The following is a 22,478-nucleotide window of genomic DNA, read 5'->3' as shown; positions in this document are numbered from 1 at the left end:
ATCATCGCGATGGCGCGTAGGACGAAGCCGGAACACCAGGATCCGGCGCCGCTGCCGCTCTGGCGGCTGCTGGCCGTCTCGGCCGTGGCGCTCGCCACCGCCAATTGTGCCCAGAACCCGCAGAAGCTCGCCGGAGCCTCGGGAAGCGGCTCCGCGCTCGACCCGAAATACGGCGTCAAGGCCAGCCCGCGCCTCTATAACGAGGGCGACGTGATCCCGAAGGGCGGCGGACGCCGCTTCTCCGGCAAGCCCTACGTGGTGGCCGGGCGCACCTACGTGCCCCGCGACGACGCCAAGGGGTATGTCCGCGAGGGACTGGCCTCCTGGTACGGCTCGGCCTTCCACGGCCGCATGACCGCCAACGGCGAGGTCTTCGACCGCCATTCGATCGCGGCCGCGCACCCCACCCTGCCGCTGCCGAGCTATGCCCGCGTGACCAACCTCGCCAACGGCCACTCGATGATCGTGCGGGTCAACGATCGCGGCCCCTATCATGCCAACCGCCTGATGGACGTCTCCGAGGAGGTGGCCGAGGCCTTGGAATTCCGCCGCAGCGGCACCGCGCGGGTCCGCGTCGAGTATGCCGGCAAAGCCTCGACCGCCGGCAGCGACGACCGCAAGCTTCTCGCCACCCTGCGCACCGACGGCCAGCCCGCAAGGGTTCACGGCCAGGGGCCGGTCATGATGGCCGATCTCGGCCCCGACGCGCCGCAGGTGCCTTCCGAGCGCCTCGCCCGTGCGTCCCAGCCGGCTTTGGCCTTCAAGGCGGACAGCGACCGCGATGCGGCACCGGAAGCTTCCGAGGAGGCCGTGCCGGCCCCGCGCCCGGTCCGGTCCGCACCGGTGCTGATGGCGAGCGCCGCCACCGTGGCGGTGCCGGCCGCCCTGCAGCCCACGGCGGCGCGGGCCGAGGCCTTCCGGCCGGTCCGGCACAACCTGCCCGAGCCGCAGGCGGGCATGACGCAGGCCGCCTCCCGCCCGAGCCCCCTCAGCCTCACGCCGCCGCCCCTGCGGCTCGCCGGTGCCCGGCCGGAGCCGGTCCGCTCCGGGACGGCCGGCGGGAGCCGCGTCGCGACGGTTCAGTCCGGCCGGGTCGCGGCGACCGCCCGGATGGCCGCCGCCGGGTCAAGCCCGGCCGGCCACGCGGTCGCCCCGGCCCGGCTGGCCGGGCAGGGTATGGCGGGCCTCGCACCGAAAGCGGGCGGCTCCCGGGCCCCTGCCGTTCAGGTGGCGAGCCTGAAGGCGGGGTCTTCATCGAGGCCGGGTCTCGGCGCTCAATCCGACGCCGGCCATCGATCCGGGCCGACACCGAAGGCGATCGTTGTCGCCAAGGTCTCGGCCCAGGTCTCGGCCCAGGTCTCGGCCAAGGTCTCGGCCGAGGCGGCGCGGAGCGCCCCCGGGGGGGGCAAGGCGCTGGCGTCCGGCCCGAACGCGTCCGGGACGAAGGTGGCTTCTGGACCGAAGCTGGCTTCGGGGGCCAAGGTTGTCTCCGGGGGCAAGGTTGTCTCGGGGACCAAGGCTGTTTCGGTCGGCAAGCCCGCGCTCGTCGCCAAGGCGTCGGCCCGCGCCCGCTTCGCCGAGGCGCGCTGAGCGTCGCCTCGGCCTGTCCGTGGTGTTCCGGACGCATCGTCGCGTCATCGACAATCGGGTGCGATTGGGGTTCGATCTCGGCGGCGAATGCCTGTAACGTCACGCTTGATCGTGGGGGCGATGGACGGGTCGGCGTGAGGCGGGGAATGGGTTTGAGATTGGTCCTTGCGGAGCGTACCGGATCCGGCCTCGCAGGGCGCAGCAGATCGGGCCGCGCAGTCGTGCCGGGCTTGATCGTGGCGTCGGTGCTGGCGGCGCTGAGCCTCTTCGAGACGGGCGGCGCCCGGGCCCAGAGCTTTCAGACAGCGGCGCCGCACGCCATCCTGGTCGATGCCGATTCCGGCTCGGTGCTGTTCGAGAAGGGGGCCGACGAGCCCTTCTCGCCGGCCAGCATGGCCAAGCTGATGACCACCGAGATCGTGTTCAACGAGATCCGGCGGGGCCGGCTCACCATGGATTCGGAGTTCCAGATCACCGAGGACGCCTGGCGCCGGGGCGGGGCGGGCGGCGGCGGCTCCTCGATGTTCGCCCAGCTCAACAGCCGCATCAAGCTGTCCGATCTCCTGCGCGGCCTCATCGTGCAGTCGGGCAACGATGCCGCCATCGCCATCGCCGAGGGCATCGCCGGCACGGAGGAGAATTTCGGGCGGATGATGACGGCGCGGGCGAAGGAGATCGGCCTGACGCGCTCGACCTTCCGCAACGCCACCGGCTACTCGGCGCCCGACCAGAAGGTGACCGCCCGCGACCTCGCCAAGCTCGCCCTGCACCTGATCGAGACCTACCCGGACCTGTACAAGATCTTCGCCGAGCGCGAGTTCACCTGGAACAAGATCAAGCAGCAGAACCGCAACCCGCTGCTCACCCTCGACATCGGCGCCGACGGGCTCAAGACCGGCTACCTGGAGGAATCGGGCTACGGCCTCACCGGCTCGGCTGTGCAGAACGGTCAGCGTCTGATCATGGTGGTGAGCGGGCTGAAGACCGCCCGCGACCGGGCCGCGGAATCGCGCAAGCTGATGGAATGGGGCTTCCGCGCCTTCGAGCCGCGCCAGATCTTCACCAGCGGCGAGACCGTGGCGGAGGCCTCCGTCTACGGCGGCGCGGCCGGCAGCGTGCCGCTCGTCGCCAAGAAGGCCGTGCGGGTGCTGCTGCCGCGGGGCTCCGGCGACCGGATCACCGCCAAGGTGGTCTACCAGGGACCCCTGGTCGCCCCCGTCGAACAGGGCCGCGAGATCGGCCGCCTGCGCATCACCCGCGGCGACACCCAGGCCCTCGACCAGCCGCTCTATGCGGGCGACACCGTGGAGGCGGGCACCATCCCGCAGCGGGCGCTCGACGCGACCTGGGAGGTCGGCACCGGCCTGTTCCGCAAAGCCTTCGAGAAGGCCGGCGCGAAATCGTGACGGCGGCCGGATCGGGGGGAGGGACCTTCATCACCTTCGAGGGCGGGGAGGGGGCCGGCAAGTCCACCCAGATCCGCCGCCTCGCCGCGCATCTGCGCACGGAATCCGGCCGCCCCGTGCTGACGACGCGGGAGCCCGGCGGCTCGGTCAAGGCCGAGCGCATCCGCGAGGCGCTGCTGTCGGGGCTGGCCAAGCCCCACGGTCCCTTCGCCGAGGCGCTGCTGTTCTCCGCCGCCCGGATCGACCATCTCGACACCCGGATCCGTCCCGCCTTGGCCCGGGGCGAGATCGTGCTCTGCGATCGCTTCGCCGACTCGACCCGGGCCTATCAGGGCGCGGCCGGCGGCCTCGACCCGGCCGTCCTCGGCGCCCTCGAGCGCGTCGTCGTCGGCCCGACCCGGCCCGACCTGACCCTGATCCTCGATTGCGACCCGGAGCTTGGCCTCGCGCGGGCGCGGGCGCGCCGCGAGGCCGGTTCCGACGGGGCGGTCGACCGTTTCGAGGCGGAGGCCCTCGCCTTCCATGCCCGTCTGCGCTCGGCCTTCCTGGCCATCGCGGCGGAGGAGCCGAAGCGCTGCGCCGTCGTCAACGCCGCCCTGCCGGCCGATGCGGTGGAGGCGGCGATCCGCGCCGTCGTCGCCGAGCGCCTGCCCCGCCTCCTGCGCGGCTCGGCCGGGCCCGAGCAAGACGGCCCGGGGCAGGACGGTCCGAAGCATGACGGTCCGAAGCATGACGATGCGGCCTGAGCGCGCCCCCGAGGATGTCGAGCCGGGCGACCTCCCCGAGGTCCCGCGCCCGCGCGAGCAGGCCGACCTCGTCGGCCACGCGGAGGCGGAGGCCGCCTTCGTCGAGGCGATCGGCTCCGGGCGCCTGCACCATGCCTGGCTCATCGGCGGCCCGCGCGGCATCGGCAAGGCGACGCTGGCCTACCGGGTCGCCCGCTGGCTCATCGCCCATCCGACGGCGCGGGACGTGCCCGACACCCTCGCGGTCGATCCGTCCCATCCGGCGGCCCGGCAGGTGGCGGCCCTGTCGCATCCGAACCTCGTGGCCCTGCGCCGGACCCGCGCGGCCAATGCCAAGACGTTGGCGACCAAGATCTCGGTCGACGCGGCCCGGGGCGCCCTCGCACTCTTCGGCTCCACGGCGGGCAGCGCGGGCGGCTACCGCATCTGCATCGTCGACAGCGCCGAGGACCTGAACGCCAACAGCGCCAATGCGCTGCTCAAGATGGTGGAGGAGCCCCCGCCGCGCTGCCTGTTCCTCATCGTCAGCCACGCGCCGGGACGGCTGCTGCCGACCATCCGCTCGCGCTGCCGCGCCCTCACCCTGCGCCCCCTGGCCGAGGCGGACGTGGCGCGGGTGATCACCCGCTTCGCCCCGCCCTTCGGGCAGCCCGATCCGCAGGTGCTCGCCCGGGCGGCGCAGCTCGCGGAGGGGTCGGTGGCGCAGGCGGTGGCGATGCTCGATCCCGCCCGCGCCAACCTCGTCGCGGAGGTCGAGACCCTGCTCGCCCGCCTGGACCACCCGGACTGGCGCCGCATCCTGGCCCTGGCCGAGAAGCTCAGCGGGCGCGAATCCGACGATCTGTTCGCCGACAGCCTCGACACGGTGTTCCGCTTCGTCTCGGCCGAACTCGACCGGCGCCGGCACGAGCCGCCCGCCCGCCTTGCGGCCCTGGTCGAGGTGTGTGACAAGATCGCCCGCGCCGCGCGGGAGGCCGCAACCTACAATCTCGACCGCCGGCCCCTGGTCCTGTCCCTGTTCGGAGACCTGGCCGGTGCGCTCCGCGCCGTCTGACGCGGGCTGGTATCCTGGGATCCGATACCGTCGCGCCGGCCCGTGATCCCATGAACCCTGTATCCGGGGAACCTTTCGACGTGACCGCCACCGACCCGGCCGCCGCCAAGACCTTCAGCCTCTCCACCGCGATCTCCTATCCGAACGGCGCGCCGCATATCGGCCACGCCTACGAGGTGATCGCCACGGACGCGATCGCGCGCTTCAAGCGCCTCGACGGCTACGACGTGCTGTTCTCCACCGGCACCGACGAGCACGGCATCAAGATCCAGCAGACCGCCGCCAAGGCCGGGATCACGCCGCGCGACCTCGTCGACGACATGTCCGCGCGCTTCCGCGCCATGGCCGAGGCGCTCGGATGCAGCCACGACCGCTTCATCCGCACCACCGAGCCCGATCATTACGCCGCCGCCCAGGAACTGTGGCGCCGGATGGAGGCCAACGGCGACCTCTACCTGTCGAAATATGCCGGCTGGTACTCGGTGCGCGACGAGGCCTACTACGCCGAGGACGAGACCGAGATCGGTCCCGACGGCGAGCGGCGCTCGCGCGAGACTGGCACGCCCCTGACCTGGATGGAGGAGGAGAATTTCCTATTCCGTCTGTCCGCCTATCAGGACCGGCTGCTCGCCCTGTACGAGGCCGAGCCCGACTTCATCGGACCGGAGACCCGGCGCAACGAGGTGGCGAGCTTCGTGCGCTCGGGCCTGAAGGACTTCTCCGTCAGCCGCACCAATTTCGACTGGGGCGTGCCGGTGCCGGGCCACCCGGACCACGTCATGTACGTCTGGGTCGATGCCCTGACCAACTATCTCACCGTCACGGGTTTTCCCGACGAGGCCGACGCGCGGGCGAAATTCTGGCCGATGGACCTGCACGTCATCGGCAAGGACATCGTGCGCTTCCACGCGGTCTACTGGCCGGCCTTCCTGATGTCGGCCGGCCTGGCCCTGCCCAAGCGCGTCTTCGGCCACGGCTTCCTGCTCTCCAAGGGCGAGAAGATGTCGAAGTCGCTGGGCAACGTCGTCGACCCGATGGACCTGATCGCGACCTACGGCGTCGACGCGGTGCGCCACTTCGTGCTGCGCGAGGTGCCCTTCGGCGGCGACGGCAATTACAGCCACGAGGCGATCATCACCCGCTACACGGCGGACCTCTCGAACGGCCTCGGCAACCTCGCCCAGCGCTCGCTCTCGATGATCGCCAAGAACTGTTCCGGCGCGGTTCCCGAACATGGCGATCTCACCGAGGACGACCGCGCCCTGCTGGCGCTGGCCGACGCCTTGCCCGCCACCGTGCGGACGGCGATGGACAAGCTCGCCCTCCACACCGCGCTCGCCGAGATCTGGTCCGTGATCACCGCCGCCGACCGCTACTTCGACGCCCAGAAGCCCTGGGTGCTGCGCAAATCCGATCCGGCCCGGATGGCGGCCTCGCTCTACGTGGTGGCCGAGACCCTGCGGGCCATCGGCATCCTGGTTCAGCCCTTCATGCCGGGTTCCGGTGCCCGGCTCCTCGATCTCCTGGCCGTGCCGACGGACCGGCGGCAGCTCGTCGACGTGGGGGAGGGCGGCCGCCTCGTTCCCGGAACGGCACTCCCCGCCCCCGCGGGCCTGTTCCCGCGCTTCGTCGAGCCGGAGGCGCCGTCCGCCTGAGGCGGAGGTCGGGTTGAGGAAGAGGACTGGAAGGCTCGATCGTCTCGCATTACATTCTGTAACGACAGGGCCTGATGGGTTTTCAATGGGACCCGCAGAAGGACGCGGCAAACCAATCCAAGCACCTTGTCGGCTTCCGGCAAGCCGCTGAGGTCTTCCGCGGATTTCGACTCACGCGTGAGGATACCCGAGGTGCCTACGGCGAGCCGCGGTTCATAACCCTGGGCACGTATGAGGGAACGGTGCTCTGCGTGGTTCACACACCGCGCGGCGACGACATCCGGATTATCTCAGCATGGAAGGCGGGACGACATGACCGGGAAGCGTATCTCCGAGCCCGGGACGACGGTGCGGTTTGACAGCCTCGATGCGATGCCGCCCGCCGAGCCGTTGAGCCCGGCCTTCAAGGCCCTCAGCGATGAGGACGTGGCTCATCGTGCCCTGCAGGATCCGGATGCAGGCACGGTGCCGGACGGCTTCTGGGATCGGCTGCCCGTTGCCAAGCCGGAAGCAAAGGAGCAAATCACGCTGCGCCTCGATCCGGAAGTGCTGCGCCACTTTCGAAGCCTCGGCAAAGGCTATCAGTCTCGGATCAACGCGGTGTTGAGGAGCTACATCAGGGCGAAGGGCGGCGCGGGCTGAGGCTTTAGCCTCCCGCTGCCAGCGTTCCTGCCGGCCTGCTTCAGATGGTTCAAGGAATCCCGAGCCCCCCATGCTGGTCGACAGCCACTGCCATCTCGATTTTTCGAACTTTTCGGAGGATCTGCCGGGCGTCATCGCCCGTGCCCGGTCCGCCGGCGTGACCCGGATGGTCACGATTTCGACGCGGGTCGCCAGGGCGCGGACCTACGAGGCCCTGTCCGAGGCGCATCCGGAGATCTGGCACACCATCGGCACCCATCCGGACGGGGCCGGCGACGAACCGGACGTGCCGACCGAGGCCATCGTGGCCCACACGCACCATCCCCGCTGCATCGGCATCGGCGAGGCGGGGCTCGACTTCCACTACGACAATGCGGCTCCGGAGGCGGTGCAGGAGCGGGTTTTCCGGCGCCACATCGCCGCCGCACGCGAGACCGGGCTGCCGCTCGTCATCCATTCCCGCGATGCCGATGCCGAGATGGAGGCGATCCTCGTCGACGAGATGGGGCGCGGCGCCTTCACGGCCGTCCTGCACTGCTTCTCGTCCGGCGCGCGCCTCGCCGCGGTGGGAGTCGAGCTCGGCCTGTTCGTGTCGTTCTCCGGCATCGTCACCTTCCGGCGCTCGCACGACCTGCGGGCGATCGCCCTCACGGTGCCGCGCGACCGCATCCTTGTGGAGACCGATGCCCCGTTCCTGGCGCCCGAGCCGCATCGCGGCCGCACCAACGAGCCGGCCTACACGGCGGACACTGCCCGCTCCCTGGCCCAGACCCTCGCCATGGAACTCCCGGACTTCGCCGCCCTGACCACGGCCAATTTCCATCGGCTGTTCCACAAGGCCGCGGCCTGAGCCGGGCAGGGGGCTCGGATCGGGGCGTGACAGGCCCTGCCCGCCTCCGATACCAACGGGCACGGAGGGGCGGATGGGTTCATTGACGGTGACGATCCTCGGCTGCGGTTCGTCGGGCGGCGTGCCTCGCGTCGGCTACGGCTGGGGGGCCTGCGATCCGGGCGAGCCGAGGAACCGGCGCCGTCGCTGCTCGATCCTGGTCGAGCGGCATAGAGACGGACGCGATGCGACCAGGAGCGACGCGGCCACCACCCTCCTGGTCGACACCTCCCCCGACCTGCGCGAGCAGCTGCTGGGGCGGGCGGTCCAGCGCCTCGACGCGATCCTCTTCACCCATGCGCATGCCGACCACACCCACGGCATCGACGACGTGCGCGCCCTCGTGATCCATATGCGCCGGCGCATTCCGGTCTTCGCCGATGCCCGGACCCGGAGCCTGCTGGAGGCGCGCTTCGGCTATTGCTTCGAGACCCCGCCCGGCAGCGAGTACCCGCCGATCCTCGACATAAACGACCTGGCGGACGGGGAGGCGATGCAGGTGGACGGCCCCGGCGGAGCGGTGACGGCCCTGCCCTTCGGCCTGGAGCACGGCAACGAGGCGGCGCTCGGATTTCGCTTCGGCCCGGTGGCCTACGCCCCCGATGTCAGCCTGATGCCGGAGGCGGCGCAGGATCGGCTGCACGGCCTCGACCTGCTGATCATCGACGCCCTGCGGGAGACCCCGCATCCGACGCATTACTCGGTCTCGGACGCCCTGGCGCTGATCGCGCGGGTGCGTCCGCGCCGCGCCATCCTGACCAACCTGCACACCGATCTCGACTACGCCACGCTGAGCGCCAGGCTGCCGCCGGACGTGGTGCCGGCCTATGACGGGTTGAGCGTCACGCTGGACCTGTGAGAGCCCGGGAGGAGGGGGGAACGCCCCACCTCCCTGCCCCCAACGACGGCCCTGACTTCCTGTCGAAGCCTCTTCGGCCGTAGCGGTGGGGTCTCGCCCTCAGTTCCGGGTGCTCGCGTCCTGCGGCAGGCCCGCATTGACGAGGATCTGCGCGGTGGCGGCCTGGGCCAGGCGATCGTAGCCCGCATCGGTCATGTGCAGACCATCGGGGCCGATCATCTGAGTCGGCGTCAGCAGGCCCTGGGCGGCCCAGGCGCGCATCAGGGCATTGCGGCGGATCACCGGCACGTTGAGCTCGGTGGCGATGGCGTGGAGGGCGACGCCGTAGGCCTCGGCCCCGTCGGTGGTCGAGAGCTTCTTGCACCATTGCTGGTCCATCAGCACCACGTCGGCGCCGGTGGCGCGCATGGCCAGGATGCCGGCGCGGGTCAGTTCGGAGAAGCGCGCGACACTGACGCCGCTCATCGGGTCGTTGCTGCCGGTCTGCCAGATCACGAGGTCCGGCTTGTCGGCGAGCACGTCGCGCTCCAGGCGGCGCGCCATGGCCTCCGAATCGTCGCCGCCCACGCCCCGGTTGAGCACCGTGACGGCGGAATGGGCGGCTCCCATCCCGCTCAGCCGGGCCTCGAGATCGCGCTGGAGCTGCGCCGGGTAGGTGGTGCTCGGCGAGGAGGCGCCGGACCCCTCGGTCGAGGAGGAGCCGAAGGCCACGATCCGGATGGGCTGGCCCTGGGCGATGAGGCTGGCGAGACGGGGGAGGCGGGCCAGGGTCCGGCGCGGGATCGCCGCGCGCGTCACGGTCATGGGCGGCGCGACGGCTGCAGGCGTCTGGACCAGGGCCAACCGCTCGGGATCGGTCTGTTCGTTCGGGACGGGAGCCGGCTCGGCCCGGGCCGGATGTCCGAGGGCGACCGCAACGGACCCGAGGGCCATCAGGGCCAGGGTCAGGGCTGCGGAGGGGCGTGCGGGAATCGGCATCGCGTTCGCTTCGGAAGAGAATGGATTCGGACGGGCACCCGCCGGGATAGCGTCCGGTATCATGTATTATGAGGGGGAATTGTGACATCCGCCAGCGATTTAGTCCCGAGATCCTGCCGGCCGGACTGTGATCTGCAGATGACGTGAATCGCCGGTGTCGAGATTGCGTGAAGACCGGGTGTCGGAAAGCGGTGAACCTTTCGTCAGCACGAGCCCCCTGCCCTAATTCTCGCTGGGCAGGTTCCATAATATATCTTATGCGAACGGCGTTCATGGGGCCGGGAACGAGGCTCTGGTGGGGCGGGCGAGCGAAATTGGCGGCCATCTTGTCGCCGCTAATTGGCGGCGGATTGAGAAGCTCATTTAAAAACAACGCGTTACGGGACGCCGATTGAGCACCCCTCCCCGTTCTACGCCCCGTCGCCAGTTACACGTAACCTCCTGAGGCGTATGGAATTTTTGCGGACCGTCCCTTCAAGCGGGCGGGATTGCGGACCCTATTGCGGACCCGAGCCACTGCCAGGTGGCTCAATCACCGGCGCTTCGATCGACGGGGTCGAGGCGTGGTCCAAACAAAGTTCCGTCGGAGGAAATAAGTTCTGTCGCCGCGACGGCTACGGCGCGAGCAGCTTCAGCATTGAGGCCGTCTGTCTGCTGTAAATGTTGCGCCGCCTCAGCTGCCCGCTTGTACTGGAACGCTATGGCTTTGGCCATTTCATTTAGTTCTGCAATGGTATCCCCGCCTATGATCTTAATACGATCAAAAGCCAAAAGACTAAGCAGTATCGCCCGCAGGAGTTGAACATCAAGCTCTTGAGCTGTTCCCTGTTTTTGATCTCTAGCGCCACGGCCTGTCAGAATATAGTCTATTGAAACATTGCGCATATAAGATGCAGCTACTGCCTCAGTATATGGAATAGAATTTCGAGATCTCCACTTCGATATGTTTTGTCTGGTGGTATGCAATGCATCTGCTAGCGCAGTGTCTGAATCAACTTCATAGACCTCTTTCATCCTATCAAGGACAGCAGACGCGCTGAGATGCTGCGCTCGCGTGCTAGGCGACACCGGCGGGTCTCGATCAAACGGTGTTGACATATTGGCTACAGACGTGTTTCCATTTCGGCTACATCGTCGGAGCCTATCATGGACATCGTGTTGCACGATACCGCGCAAGCCTACGAGGCCGAGTATGCCCAGGTGCGTTCGGTCCTCATCTCGCGGGGCAGCTCACTCAACACGTACCTTAAGAGTCGCGGCATCTGTCGCCAGCTTGCCTACAAAGCCCTCAAAGGCCGGTCTCTCGGCCGCAAAGCCGTAGCTCTCAGGGCGCAAATTATTCGAGACGTTCTGGATACGGCAGCCTGAGATGGATGTCTGGGTCAGCGCCTCCGAAGTAGCTCAGGCCGCTGGAATTTCTGAGCGCAAGGTTCGGCACGCCTTCGCTCTGATCGGCTCAGGAAAAGCTCAGTCGTGGCGTAGCTCTTGTCTGACGGTTCGCGTCTGCCACGGACGGGGAGGGAGGGCCGGGGCTTCGTGGAGGGTCCTCGCGACCACCCTCCCCCCAGCACTTCAGCTCCGCATTCAGACCGCGCAAACGCCTGTTGAAGGCCAGTTGAACCCCTCGGCGAAAGCCGTTCAAGCGGCCGAGTGGTGGTCCCATTTCCTCCGGCCCGCTCTGACGCACCCGAAGGGCTCACGTGAGCGACGCTCCGCGATGGAGGCGCTAGCGGGAGTTGAGGTTTGCGGCCCACACGGCGAGTGGTTCACGCCGAGCCTACGCGACATCGAGCGGAAGGTCAGCAAGGCGACGGCTGGCGGCCTAAAGGCGCTGATGCGCAAGCGCCGCGAGACAAAGCCGGAGAGCCAGCTGGTCCTCACGAAGCGGTGGGACGCTGCCACGGCCGAACTCGATGATACCCTGCGCGCCGAGATCGCTCGCAAGGTCCGCCAGCGCATCCGCGACCTATGGGGCGGTGGCGCGGCCTACAGCGTCGTCCAGCGCCTTGCTGGCGAGTACCTTGCCGACCTCACCCTGAAGGCCGGGGTTGGCGGCACCTTCGCCGAGATCATGCCGGCGTGCGAACTGCCCAAGGGCGTCGTCGAGGCCGGCCGCAGCGCCCGGCGCGTCCATCAGCACCGCACGGACATCAAGGCGTGGGACGATCAGCGCCCGCGCGTCCGCCTCACCTCCGCCGGGCTCGCACCGATGGAACTCGTTTTTGGCGATGTCCACCATTTTGATGTGTATGTCGCCCGCCCGGATGGCACGCTGGCGACGCCCAAGGGCATCGCCTGGCTCGATGCCGGCACCCGACGCGTGCGCATCGATCTCGTGCTCTGCGAGCCCGGCACGGCGATCCGCAACAGCGACGTGATCGACAGCTTCATTCACATGACGCAGGACCCGTGCTGGGGCATGCCAGCAAAGCTCTATCTCGACAACGGCTCCGAGTACGGCTTTGCCGAGTTCCTGCCGGATGCCCTGAAGCTCGCCGGCCTGGACTGCGAGGACTTCGGCCGGGGCAGGGCGCTGATCCGGGCGACCGCCTACAACGCGGCAGCCAAGGGCATCCTCGAAGGCTCGTTTCGCGTCATTGAGCAGACGATCCTAGGGGCGGTGCCCGGCTACATCGGCGGCGACCGCATGAACTCTCGGCGGGCGAACCTCGGCAAGGCGCCCTCCCCGTTCGACGGCACCTTCGACGACTTCGCCCACGACTTCGTCGGGCTGCTGGCCTTCTACAACACGAAGCGGCAGACCGGCGACCTCGGCGGGCGCTCGCCCGAGCAAGCCTACGCGCAGGCGGTCACCGCCGGCTGGCAGCGCACCGACGTGGATGAACTGGCGCTGATGACGGCCTTCTCGATGGAGGCCACCCGCACGATCCAGGACGGCAAGATCAGCGTCGGCGGGGAATGGTTCTACTGCGACGAGTTGGCTCGCCACACCGGCGATAGGGTCAGCGTCCGCCTGCCGAAGTACCTGTGCTGGCCGGCCGTGCCGGTGTTCACGACGAAGGGCGACCTCATCGGCATCGCCCTCCCCGACCAAGTTTATTCCCGCCTCGATCCGGCCGGGGCCGTGGAGGCCGCCCGCCGCAAGGGCGTGGCCCGCGATGCGATCCGGTCCGAAGCGGCCGACGTCAATCGGATCGACGTGAAAGCGGAGATGATCGCCTCCGGTCGCCGTCAGTCCGCGCCGCCAGTGCCGGCGAGCAAGGGCACGATCGAGCTGGGCAGGGACCGCGCCGAAATCGGCCGGCGCATCATGGAGAGCCCGACCGAGCGGCGCGACCGAGACCGCGAGGAGAAGCAGGCCAAGCTCAGGGCCACCTTGGAACGCGTCGAACGCTTCAGAGGCTTGTGATGAACGACCTCACCCCCACGCTCGACCCCAAGTACGCCCACCTCCCCCTTCGCCTCCAGCGCGGTATCCTTCAGCGCAAATTGGAGCGCGAGGAGGAGGAACGCGAAGAGCGCAGGTGTCAGGAGGGCATTGCACAAAGGCGTGCGGAGATCGAAGCAAAGCGTGCCGCCAAGGCCGCCCAGGAAGAAGCGTTTGAGGCCCGCCGTCAGGCGCAGCTCAGCCGGGATACTCCGTTCGTCATGACCTCGGCGGCCAGTGTCGTGCTCGACACGATCGACCGCTGCGTACGGTTCGGACACAACGGGCTCGTCACCGGTGCGCCCGGCGTCGGAAAGACGCGTGCGCTACAGGAGGCGGTACGCCGCTCGGGCACGATGGAAGGGCCGCCCGTTGGCCTCGTGACCGTCACTGGCGTGATGGGTAACTCGACTATGGCGGTGCTGGAGGAGGTCGCTCCTCACGTAGGTGTACGCACCGTCTATAGCGTCACTGCGACGCTGAAGCTCCTGTGCAGCCGAGCCAGCGAATTTCCCGTCCTGCTGTTCGATGAGGCGCAGAACCTTGCCGACCGGGTGGCGCGCGACCTGTTGGCGATCAGCGAGCAGGCCCGCGTCCAGATGCTGTTCCTCGGCAACGACGAGGCGCTGAAGTTCGTCAACTCGCAGAAGGCCGCCATCCGGCAGATCGCCCGGCGCTTGCCAATCCGCGAAGAGATCGACTGCATCCTCGACGCGGACGCGGACCTACTCGCCGGCCAGTATACCGTTGAGGACCCGGAAGCGCTCCGGCTGTGCCGTAACCTTGCAGAGACCCATCACGCGGACGGCATCGGCAAGGTGCTGCCGATCGCCCGTGCCGTCGCCGAGGCGGCGGGCAGCCGGACGGTCAACCTCGATCATTTGCGCGAAGCGTTGTCGTTCTTCCCGCACTTCTTGCGTGACCTAGCGAGGGCGAAGGCGGCTCCGCAGGTGGAGCGCCAAAGCAGCTTCAAGCGCCTGCCGAAGCGGCGCTGATCCCCCTCCCCCCTTCGTTGCGTACCTTAGGCCAAGTCCGACCTGGCAGACCTTTCAGGAGATGAGGCACAGCACCATGGCAGCACAGGCATCCCCCATCGCCACAGACACCATGCCGCGCGTCCCGCGCAGCATGCGTGTCGATCCCGCCCGGCACCTGGTACCGGACGACGTGCCACAATCAATCCTCGACAACTGGCACAGGATGCTCGGCGAAGCTGAAACGACGCGCCTCGCGCAGCAGCGCCAATACGAAGCTGAACTCGCTACGTCGCAGAAGCACGCCCTTCGACTGCGCGGGATCGTCATGGATGCTTCCATGATGAGCCGCGATCTCATCGCGCTCGCTTACTTGTTCGACAAGGCGCTGATCGAAGATGCCGATGCAGACAGCGACCTACTGAAGGCGTCGCACCTTGTTGTCGATGTGATGAAGACCATCGCTGCCCGGCTGGGGGCGCTGGATGATCGCGCTGGCCTTGCCATTGAGGAGGCACGCCTGTGATCCGGCCGTCGCAGCTTAAGCTCATCGAGCGCGCCCGAGAAGCCGTGGCCTCCGATCCCGCCGAGTTCGCGGAGATCCTGCGCCGTTGCGGCGGCGTAGATACCGTCGAAGCCCTGACTGCGCAGGGCTTTGCGAGGCTGATGGATCACTTCACTGTCATCCGGTTTCAGTGCCGGCAGCGGCCGATCCTCTCGGCCTCCACCCGCAAGCTGATCGAGACGTCTGCGCAGCAGCTCGGCCTCTCGCCGCACGTCTACTCGGCCGATCTGCGCGGATACGGCGGTGTCGCTGATCTTCGTGACCTCGGCGGCCGGGGCCTGATCGACCTCCTGTCGCGCTGGGAACAACGCGGCCTCGACATGGCAGCCTTCGTCTCGGCTCGCCGCACGATCACGCCGGGCAAGGTCCGTTTGATCCAGGTCGCGCGCAAGCGCAACGCGATGGAGGACAGGCGCTACTACAGCATGCTCCAGGGCTACGGTGGCGTCGTCTCAGCCAATGACCTGGATGGACGCGGCTTCGACCTATGCATGGCCTTCCTCGAAGCCGAAGGGTTCGAACGCGAGCCGTTGGCCGTGGCCAAGCCCGGCTTCGGTCGCCGGCCTGGCTTCGCCTCGCCCGAACAGGTCGAACTGATCCGCGCCCTCTGGCGTGAATGGTCCGGCTCCGAAGCTGAAGCCGAGTTGAACGCATGGCTGGAGCGCTATCACCGCGCGTCGACGCTGCGGTTCCTAACAGCGGCCGGAGCCGGAAAGGTCATCACTGCGCTGAAGGCTATGAAGGACAGAGTGGGAGCAGCGCGGCCTCGACGTGGCGGCTTTCGTCGCCGCACGCCGCACCATCACGCCGGCTAAGGTCCGGCTGATCCAGGTGGCGCGCAAACGCAGGAGGGGGCTGAAACCTTCTTGATGGGCTTCGGCAGGTGCCAGATCTACATTCCCTCGAAGCTGAACCCGGCTTCGCCCCTGGTCAAAGAGATTGGCCTGGAGCTGACACACGCCATGCGGCGCGTTTTCGGTCAGGGTCAGCTGAAGGTACCGCTTGCGAAGCCGTGGCTTGCTCGCCGGCTTAAGGCAGCTGGAGTGCCCCGGCCGGAGATCGCGAAGCAGCTTTACGTTACTCGTGAAAGCGTGCGCAGCTACCTTGCGGTCCCAAAGGAGCAGGCGGGCTCATGACCTCGCCGAGCATTCTCACTGCCCGGGGTAGCCCCCTGCCCCTGCCGGCAGCTGAGCACGAGACAGTGGTGAGACACATCCACCTCCTTCCGGCAGGCGAGATCACGACACAGGACGGACGAGATCCGTGCCGCGTGGCGTATCCCCCATGCTCCGAACGGCCCTCGTCCGCCGGTTAAAAATCATGGGAGGAGCCGAACTCAGGAGAGACGCAGGCGAGCCTTCAACAGGGCGACTTCGTCTCCGTCCCAAAGAACGCTGTACCCGGCTTCCTCGACGGCTTCCGAGGCGACGGCCTTCCAGTCCGAGACCGAGCGGTCGGCTGCCTTGGCGAAGACGAGGTCGCAAATCCGCTTGACCGCACCCACGGACGGACCGCCTCGCCGGGCCCAGTGGCGATGCAGGGGCGCGAGCGCGACGTCGTAGAGCATAGCCTGCTCCTGGAAGGCGACGAGGTCCAGTCGCATGTCCTCGATCTCGGCAGGACCGATCATCTTGAGCGCCTCTTCCCGCTTTGGTGCGGACTACGGCAATGCACCGATCATGCCCTTGGCCTCGCTCATGGTGTTCTCGCAGGCGCGCTGATCACCACGCTGGTCTTCGTCACCCGCACGAAGGATGAGGGTTCTGGCCTCGGCCACGTGAGCGGCCGTCGAGACCATCCCGGGGTCGCTCGGCTCGTCGAGACGGGCCGCCTTGATGCCACGAGGCGACCCGGTGCGGAGCGCGTGCCCTTCCTGCAGCCCGGTGACCTGGACGGCACCGGCGCTGTCGAGGCGCCGTTCGATGGTGCCTATCTGCTCGGCGCAGGAAGAAGCGAGCGCCGGAAGCGGCAGGACGATGATGGCAAGAGTCGTGAGGATGTGGGCTGTGTGCATCTTGAGACTTCCCGGGAGGTGGCAGCATCCCAGTCTCCTTCCACCAACGGGTGACCGGATGCCGTCCCTCACGCGGCAATGCGAGGGTAGCGTACGATCAACGGCTCGCCAGCGCTTTGTGTTGCATTGCAACATGAGGCGCGGGGCTGCCCTGCACTGGGCGACGCGCCGAACCGCCAGACTCAAGTGCCTTCAGACGGCGAAAGCCCGCCGCAGGGCATCGGCATCGTAGGGCTTCTTGACCACCGGCACGGTCCCAAGGTCGGCCGGGATACGGAAACTTTCGCCGTAGCCCGTCGCGAAGGCGTAGGGGATGCCGAGCTCGACCAAGCGCCTCGCCACGGGGATGCTGGTCTCGGAACCGAGATTGACGTCGAGGAGGGCCCGGTCCGGCGGCGACGCCTCGATCAGGCGCAAAGCGTCCCGGGTCGACGCTGCCATGTCGACCATGTCGACACCGAGTGAGAGGAGCACTTCCTCAGCCTCCAGGGCGATGATCATGTTGTCCTCGACCACCAGGACCGTGCCGGTCAGCTGGAGAGGGACGACCGGCTCCACGCGCCTGACGGGGGACGCGGACGCCGGCGGTGCGGCTTGTAGGTACACCGGTGGCAGGGAGAACCGGGCCTCGACGCCGGTGAGCTCGTAGCGGATTTCGGCCGTACCCTGAAGTTCGTACGGGATCGACCGTTCGATGATGGTGGTGCCGAAGCCGCGCCGCTTCGGGGCCCGCACCGTCGGGCCGCCGCTCTCGCGCCAGTGCAGGACGAGGTAGTCGAGCGCGTCGCGCTCCCAGCGGATGTCGACCCGGCCGTGCCGGTCGCAGAGAGCGCCGTACTTGGCCGAGTTCGTCATCATCTCGTGCACGACGAGCGCCATCGTCGAGAACGCTTGCGGCTCCAGGAGGACGTCCGCCCCCTCCAACACCAGCCGGTCAGCCTTCTCGCCGAGGTAGGCGCCGGCCTCCAGCAGGATGAGGTTGCGCAGGGAGCCGGGGCCCCAGTTTGAGGTAGTGATCTGGTCGTGCGCCCGGGCAAGAGCCTGGATGCGGCTGCCGACCAGGGCGGCGAACTCCTCGCCGCTGAGCTCGCTGGAACGGCTCTGCGTGACCACGCCTCGGATCAGGTTGAGGATGTTGCGGACCCGGTGGTTGAGCTCGGCGATGAGGAGCTCCTGCCGCTCCTGAGCGCCCTTCCGCTCCTTCTCAGCCGAATCTGTGAGCCGCAGGATCACCTCAAGCAGCGTGACGCGCAGCGCCTCCGCTGCACGCAACTCGACCTCGGCCCAGGGAAGCGACCGTCCGTGCACGACCTCGCGCCAGGCCTCGAAGCTCTTGCGCGGGGTCAGGCGAACGCCGTTTGGTCCCGGGATGGCCGGCTTCTCGGGATTGCCCGCCCAGGTCACCGTGCGCGAGACCTCGGAGCGAAAGAACACGAGGAAGTCGCGCGGAGTGCGCGAGACCGGGATGGCAAGCATGCCCGCCGCGCGTTCGGTGAAGTCGCGTCCGGGCTCGTGCACGCGCCCGATCTCGTCGATGGCGTAGGGCCGGCTCGCGGCGGTTCGATTGAGGAAGCGCACGAGGCCCGCGAACTCCTCCGCCGTCGGCGTCGCGCCCTGAAGCGTGACCTCGCCGTTGACCCAGAGCCCGATGCCGTCGCAGGGCACGATGCCGGAGAGTTCGTCGAGGAAGCCGGAGAGCTCCTCCAGGCTCGTCCCGCCCGAGGCAAGCGCGCTCATCAGGCGCGTGTGGATCTCGCGGGAGCGGCCCTCCTGGGCAGCCTCGACCTCGCGTTCGCGGCTCTCCAGGATCCAGGAGAACATCTGCCCGAACAGCTCCGCGCCGGTCCTACGTTCGAGCGAGATGTGGCGCGGCTCCATGTGGTGGCAGGCGAATAGGCCCCAGAGACGTCCGTTGCGCAGGATGGAGACCGATAGCGAGGCGGCCACGCCCATGTTGCGCAGGTATTCGAGATGGATCGGCGAGACCGTGCGCAGGGTCGAAAGCGAGAGGTCGAGCGGTTCGCCGTCGGGGTCGCGTGCGGGCACCACCGCGGCACCCGGTGCATCGACGTCGGCGATGATGCGCAGCCAATTGCGCTCGTACAGGGCCCTGGCCTGCTTCGGGATGTCGGAGGCCGGGTAGTGCAGGCCAAGATAGCGGTCGAGGCCAGAGCGGACGGCCTCGGCGACGACCTCGCCTGAGCCGTCCGGCGCAAAGCGGTAGACCATGACCCGATCGAAGCCGGTCAGCGCCCGCATTTGCCGGGCGGCCTCGCGGCAGAGCGGTTCGAAGCCCGTGGTCTGCTGGAGGCGGGTGACCATGCTGCGTACGAGATTGCCGGCACTGAGGTGCTCTGGCGCGCTAGGTTCGGCCTCGATGACGATCGAACCGCCCGAGAGGTGCAGGGCGACGTCGAACAGGGGCTGGTCCGGCAGCAACCGAACCCCGAACACCCGGTCAACGGCATCGGGGCCGCGAAGGGTCTGAAGGTGGCCCCGCAGAATGTGGATGGCCTCACCGTCGATGAGCTCGTCCAGCGGCAGGCCGAGCATCGCATCGACGGGCCGCCCAAGCCACTCTGATGCATTCGCGCTGGCCCGTGCCACGATCCAGTCCGGAGACACGGCCAGCAGGAAGCCGAATCCTTGCACGGCCCCAAGGATGTGGATCGGCTCGCGGTCGCACGAGCTCAGGTCGACGGATGCAGGGGGCTGGCCGTCAATCGACTGGATCATGTCTCGGGAAGCTTGGGGCACACGAACCGCCGCTCGGCCCGCCATGCATCTTCTTGAGTGGCATTCACGGCAAAGCCGTGGCGGTCAATGCAGAGAAAGTACGGAGACGCCCGTTCCATCGAAACGCGGTCGATTCGGACTGAGGACGTGGCTTAATCAAGACAAAACGGAGCATTGTATAGTTTCATACGTTATTCCCGGGTCGGCTCCGTAGAGGTCGACCACATTGCGTGCCGGGAGGCGAACATGCCTATGAGAATTCCCACCGGACGGCGGGTCGACCGAGCCGCTTGCCTGACGGAGTTGAGCGCCTGCATTGCCGAGGCCGAGGTGTCTTCGTCCGCCCAGGCCGCTACGGTCCGCATCCTGGCCCGGACGGGGTACGATGCGTCCGAGGCCATGCAGTCGCTCTGGGGCGAGCTGGACGCCCTAGTAGCCTTGCGTGAGGTCCGGAGCTTCCTCGCTATGCGCTGATGACCGTCCTGCCGGACGCCTCAGCGCCGTGTCCGATACCCTACCGCCACGGCACGGCTCACGGCTCGCTGAAGGATGCGCGAGAGATCCTCCACCGAGTAGGGTTTCCGCAGGAACGGGAATCCGTGGGTGCCCTCTTCGGCCAGCACGTGGCTGTAACCAGAGGCCAAAACCACCGGAATGCTGGGATGCCTGTGACGGATCTCTCGGGCCATGTCGATGCCGTTCATGCCCGGCATCACCACGTCCGAGAACACCACGTCGAAGTCCCGCGGCGTCCGTAGGATGTCCAAGGCTTCCTCGGCATTCACCGCCCTGACCGTCTCAAAGCCGAGCTCGGTCAACGCCTGGGTGGCGAAGGCGCCGACCTCCTCGTTGTCCTCGACCACGAGGACCCGTGTGCCGTGGCCGTCCGCAAGGGGCTCTGGCTCGTCGTCGACCTCATCCTCCAGGCATTTGCCAAGTTCGCGGGGCAGGTAGAGCGTGAAGGTGGTGCCCGTTCCCGGTGTGCTCTCGACCAGCACCTCTCCACCCGATTGCTTGGCAAAGCCGAAGACCTGGGAGAGCCCGAGGCCCGTGCCTTGGCCCACGCCCTTGGTCGTGAAGAACGGTTCGAAGATGCGGTCGAGGTCCGCCTCGGCGATGCCCGTGCCGGTGTCGCGGACCGAGACGGCGATGAAGTCGCCGGGAATGCGGGGATGGGCTCGGACCGCCGGAATGGCGGCGGTTCGGCGCACACGTATGTCGAGGCGGCCCTCGCCGCCCATCGCGTCCCGCGCGTTGATGGCCATGTTGACGAGCGCGGTGTCGAACTGACTGGGGTCTGCGTTGACCAAGAAGGGGATCTCGCGGCCCCCGCTGTCCTTATACGGGGACACGTCGGTGACGACCTGGATGCGGGCGCCGGTCAGCGTACCGACCATATCGGCGACCGAGGCGACGCTGCGACCGACGTCGAACACCTCGGGCGTCAGGGCCTGACGCCGGGCAAAGGCCAGGAGCTGTCCCGTGAGCTTGGCGGCGCGGGTGACCGTGTCCGAGATGGCGCCGATGTAGCGCTGCCGGCGCTCCTCCGGTAGGTCCGGGCGCTTCAGCAGGTCGGTCGAGGAGCGGATCACCGTCAGCAAGTTGTTAAAGTCATGCGCAACGCCTCCGGTGAGCTGGCCGACAGCCTCCAGCTTCTGGGACTGCCGCAGTTGCTCCTCCAGGGTCCGGCGCTCGGTGACGTCGCGGCCGGCCGCGTAGAAATGGTCGTCCTGCGGGATCGCGTTCCAGGAGATCCAGCGATAGCCGCCGTCGGCCGAGAGGATGCGGACGTCGAGACCTTCGAGCACCTCCCCCGAGCGCAGACGCTCGAAGGCGGTCGTCGCTGCGTCCCGTTCCTCCGGATGGACGTAGGAATCGAAGGAGGTTCGCACCAGGTCGAACTCGGACCAGCCGAGCATCTCCTTCCAGGCCGGGTTGACCGCACGGTAGATCCCGTCGAAGCCGCAGACGACGAGCAGGTCGCGGCTGGCCCGCCAGACCAGGTCACGCTCCGTAGTCCGCTCCCGGGCGGCGTCGCGCAGCGCGCTCTCGGCCATACGGCGTTCGGTGACGTCGTTGAACAGCAGCGCGACCCGATGCTGGACCGGCTCGCCGATGCGCAGGGCCTGTACCTCGAACCAGCGGCCCAGTGCCACCACACCGCTCTCGAAGCGGACGGACTGGCCGGAGAGGGCTACGGCACCGTAGGTGTCGAGCCAGCTTCGTTCGAGGTCGGGCAGGACCTCGCTCACCCACTTGCCGACCACGTCGTCTAGCCCGGTATGCCGAGCGAAGGCGGGATTGGCCTCGACGAAACGGTAGTCGATGGGCCGCCCCTTGGCGTCGAAGCGCAGTTCGATGACGCAGAAGCCGGCGTCCAGGGCGTTGAACAGGGTCCGATAACGCGCCTCGCTCTCGGCGAGCATGCCCTCCTCGGTCCGGAACCGGGTCACGTCGAGCTGGCTGGCGAAAAAGTACCGCAGGTGCCCCTCGGGGGTGAACACCGGGCTGACGTAGAGTTCGTTGCGGAAGGTGGTCCCATCGCGGCGATAGTTCAGGATCTCGACGACGACGTCACGCCGGCCGGCGATGGCATCGCGCACCTTGGCGACGTCGGCTGGGTCGGTGTCCGGGCCCTGCAGGAAGCGGCAGTTGCGCCCGATCAGTTCCTCTGCTGAGTAGCCGCACAGGTCCTGGAACGCCCGGTTGGCGAAGACGATGGGATTGTCGGGCAGGTTAGGGTCGGTGACGATCTGGGGCATGCGGGTCTTCTCCGCCGCCGTGAACAGAAGGTCCGCATCCGCCGCCGAGGTTCGCTGGACGCCCTCTGGCCGACGCACGTGCGACGCGTTCCGCTCGCGCAGTCGCGCGACCTCGGCCTGGAGCTCGCGGTTCTCGCTCCGTAATCGCGCGTTCTCGCCGTCCATGCCGTTCCCGAATGCGGTCCTGCGATGTGGGGAGCTCCTTCGCCGATCCATACCG

The 22,478-nt window shown here is 68.0% G+C and carries 21 protein-coding genes; 15 read left to right on the top strand and 6 right to left on the bottom strand.

Going from position 1 to position 22,478, the window contains the following annotated elements:
* The first annotated feature begins 9 nt into the window (after nucleotides 1-9).
* The 9 genes from ASF60_RS23700 to ASF60_RS12285 all read left to right on the top strand — a co-directional run bounded on the left by ASF60_RS23700 (nucleotide 10) and on the right by ASF60_RS12285 (nucleotide 8,841).
* Entirely contained in the window at nucleotides 10-1,590 is a 1,581-nt protein-coding gene (locus ASF60_RS23700) for a septal ring lytic transglycosylase RlpA family protein (RefSeq protein WP_082507925.1), read from the top strand.
* 146 nt (nucleotides 1,591-1,736) lie between these two features.
* Nucleotides 1,737-2,996, top strand: a complete 1,260-nt coding sequence (locus tag ASF60_RS25665; RefSeq protein WP_082504261.1) for a D-alanyl-D-alanine carboxypeptidase family protein — start codon at nucleotides 1,737-1,739, stop codon at nucleotides 2,994-2,996.
* A complete protein-coding gene (gene tmk / locus ASF60_RS12310) occupies nucleotides 2,993-3,742 on the top strand; it encodes a dTMP kinase (RefSeq protein WP_056184883.1) in 750 nt (249 codons plus the stop codon). Before ASF60_RS25665 ends, tmk begins: the two co-directional genes overlap by 4 nt.
* Nucleotides 3,732-4,796: a DNA polymerase III subunit delta' gene (locus ASF60_RS12305; RefSeq protein ID WP_056184879.1), complete on the top strand. Its 1,065-nt coding sequence runs from the start codon at nucleotides 3,732-3,734 to the stop codon at nucleotides 4,794-4,796. Before tmk ends, ASF60_RS12305 begins: the two co-directional genes overlap by 11 nt.
* An 80-nt stretch (nucleotides 4,797-4,876) precedes the next feature.
* Entirely contained in the window at nucleotides 4,877-6,451 is a 1,575-nt protein-coding gene (gene metG, locus ASF60_RS12300; RefSeq protein ID WP_156634062.1) for a methionine--tRNA ligase, read from the top strand.
* 74 nt (nucleotides 6,452-6,525) lie between these two features.
* The gene (locus ASF60_RS23695) at nucleotides 6,526-6,810 is read left to right on the top strand and encodes a BrnT family toxin (protein ID WP_082507923.1); all 285 of its coding nucleotides are present in this window, start codon (nucleotides 6,526-6,528) and stop codon (nucleotides 6,808-6,810) included.
* On the top strand, nucleotides 6,764-7,093 hold the full coding sequence (locus tag ASF60_RS12295; RefSeq protein WP_244478405.1) for a BrnA antitoxin family protein: 330 nt from the start codon (nucleotides 6,764-6,766) through the stop codon (nucleotides 7,091-7,093). The genes ASF60_RS23695 and ASF60_RS12295 overlap by 47 nt, the downstream gene beginning before the upstream one ends.
* 70 nt (nucleotides 7,094-7,163) lie before the next feature.
* Nucleotides 7,164-7,943 carry a TatD family hydrolase gene (locus ASF60_RS12290; protein ID WP_056184873.1) on the top strand — a complete coding sequence of 260 codons (780 nt, stop codon included), beginning with the start codon at nucleotides 7,164-7,166 and terminating at the stop codon, nucleotides 7,941-7,943.
* Nucleotides 7,944-8,016: 73 nt separating this feature from the next.
* Nucleotides 8,017-8,841: an MBL fold metallo-hydrolase gene (locus ASF60_RS12285; RefSeq protein WP_056184870.1), complete on the top strand. Its 825-nt coding sequence runs from the start codon at nucleotides 8,017-8,019 to the stop codon at nucleotides 8,839-8,841.
* Nucleotides 8,842-8,940: 99 nt separating this feature from the next.
* Here the strand turns inward: ASF60_RS12285 and ASF60_RS12280 are convergent, their stop codons facing one another.
* The gene (locus ASF60_RS12280) at nucleotides 8,941-9,819 is read right to left on the bottom strand and encodes an SGNH/GDSL hydrolase family protein (RefSeq protein WP_244478404.1); all 879 of its coding nucleotides are present in this window, start codon (nucleotides 9,817-9,819) and stop codon (nucleotides 8,941-8,943) included.
* Nucleotides 9,820-10,347: 528 nt separating this feature from the next.
* Complete coding sequence (locus tag ASF60_RS23690) at nucleotides 10,348-10,917, bottom strand: helix-turn-helix domain-containing protein (RefSeq protein WP_082507922.1); 570 nt, start codon at nucleotides 10,915-10,917, stop codon at nucleotides 10,348-10,350.
* A gap of 48 nt (nucleotides 10,918-10,965) precedes the next feature.
* On the opposite strand from ASF60_RS23690, the gene ASF60_RS12275 reads away from it, so the two are divergent.
* The 5 genes from ASF60_RS12275 (at nucleotide 10,966) to ASF60_RS25160 (ending at nucleotide 15,561) form a co-directional block, all read left to right on the top strand.
* Nucleotides 10,966-11,187: a hypothetical protein gene (locus ASF60_RS12275; RefSeq protein WP_056184866.1), complete on the top strand. Its 222-nt coding sequence runs from the start codon at nucleotides 10,966-10,968 to the stop codon at nucleotides 11,185-11,187.
* Nucleotides 11,188-11,536: 349 nt separating this feature from the next.
* Nucleotides 11,537-13,189, top strand: a complete 1,653-nt coding sequence (locus ASF60_RS12270; protein ID WP_056184863.1) for a Mu transposase C-terminal domain-containing protein — start codon at nucleotides 11,537-11,539, stop codon at nucleotides 13,187-13,189.
* Nucleotides 13,189-14,202 (top strand): AAA family ATPase, encoded by a 1,014-nt coding sequence (locus ASF60_RS12265; RefSeq protein WP_056184860.1) that lies wholly within the window; start codon nucleotides 13,189-13,191, stop codon nucleotides 14,200-14,202. The genes ASF60_RS12270 and ASF60_RS12265 overlap by 1 nt, the downstream gene beginning before the upstream one ends.
* 76 nt (nucleotides 14,203-14,278) lie before the next feature.
* Nucleotides 14,279-14,707: a hypothetical protein gene (locus ASF60_RS12260; protein WP_056184857.1), complete on the top strand. Its 429-nt coding sequence runs from the start codon at nucleotides 14,279-14,281 to the stop codon at nucleotides 14,705-14,707.
* 44 nt (nucleotides 14,708-14,751) lie between these two features.
* A complete protein-coding gene (locus ASF60_RS25160; protein WP_200940958.1) occupies nucleotides 14,752-15,561 on the top strand; it encodes a regulatory protein GemA in 810 nt (269 codons plus the stop codon).
* A 521-nt stretch (nucleotides 15,562-16,082) separates the two neighbouring features.
* Here ASF60_RS25160 and ASF60_RS12245 read toward each other — a convergent pair.
* The 3 genes from ASF60_RS12245 to ASF60_RS12235 form a co-directional block, all read right to left on the bottom strand.
* Nucleotides 16,083-16,376 (bottom strand): hypothetical protein, encoded by a 294-nt coding sequence (locus tag ASF60_RS12245; protein ID WP_056184846.1) that lies wholly within the window; start codon nucleotides 16,374-16,376, stop codon nucleotides 16,083-16,085.
* A gap of 30 nt (nucleotides 16,377-16,406) precedes the next feature.
* Complete coding sequence (locus ASF60_RS12240; RefSeq protein WP_056184844.1) at nucleotides 16,407-16,760, bottom strand: hypothetical protein; 354 nt, start codon at nucleotides 16,758-16,760, stop codon at nucleotides 16,407-16,409.
* 192 nt (nucleotides 16,761-16,952) lie between these two features.
* Nucleotides 16,953-19,496, bottom strand: coding sequence for an HWE histidine kinase domain-containing protein (locus tag ASF60_RS12235; RefSeq protein ID WP_056184842.1), 2,544 nt, complete (start codon nucleotides 19,494-19,496; stop codon nucleotides 16,953-16,955).
* Between the two features lie 246 nt (nucleotides 19,497-19,742).
* Here ASF60_RS12235 and ASF60_RS12230 point away from each other — a divergent pair, with 246 nt between their 5' ends.
* On the top strand, nucleotides 19,743-19,970 hold the full coding sequence (locus ASF60_RS12230; protein ID WP_156634061.1) for a hypothetical protein: 228 nt from the start codon (nucleotides 19,743-19,745) through the stop codon (nucleotides 19,968-19,970).
* A 20-nt stretch (nucleotides 19,971-19,990) separates the two neighbouring features.
* Here the strand turns inward: ASF60_RS12230 and ASF60_RS12225 are convergent, their stop codons facing one another.
* On the bottom strand, nucleotides 19,991-22,423 hold the full coding sequence (locus tag ASF60_RS12225) for a PAS domain S-box protein (RefSeq protein ID WP_056184838.1): 2,433 nt from the start codon (nucleotides 22,421-22,423) through the stop codon (nucleotides 19,991-19,993).
* Nucleotides 22,424-22,478 lie beyond the last annotated feature (55 nt).

It is taken from the genome of Methylobacterium sp. Leaf113, assembly GCF_001423325.1.
GTDB lineage: Bacteria > Pseudomonadota > Alphaproteobacteria > Rhizobiales > Beijerinckiaceae > Methylobacterium.
The sequence above is the reverse complement of the archived record's forward strand: the minus strand, read 5'-3'. Positions and strand labels throughout refer to the sequence as shown.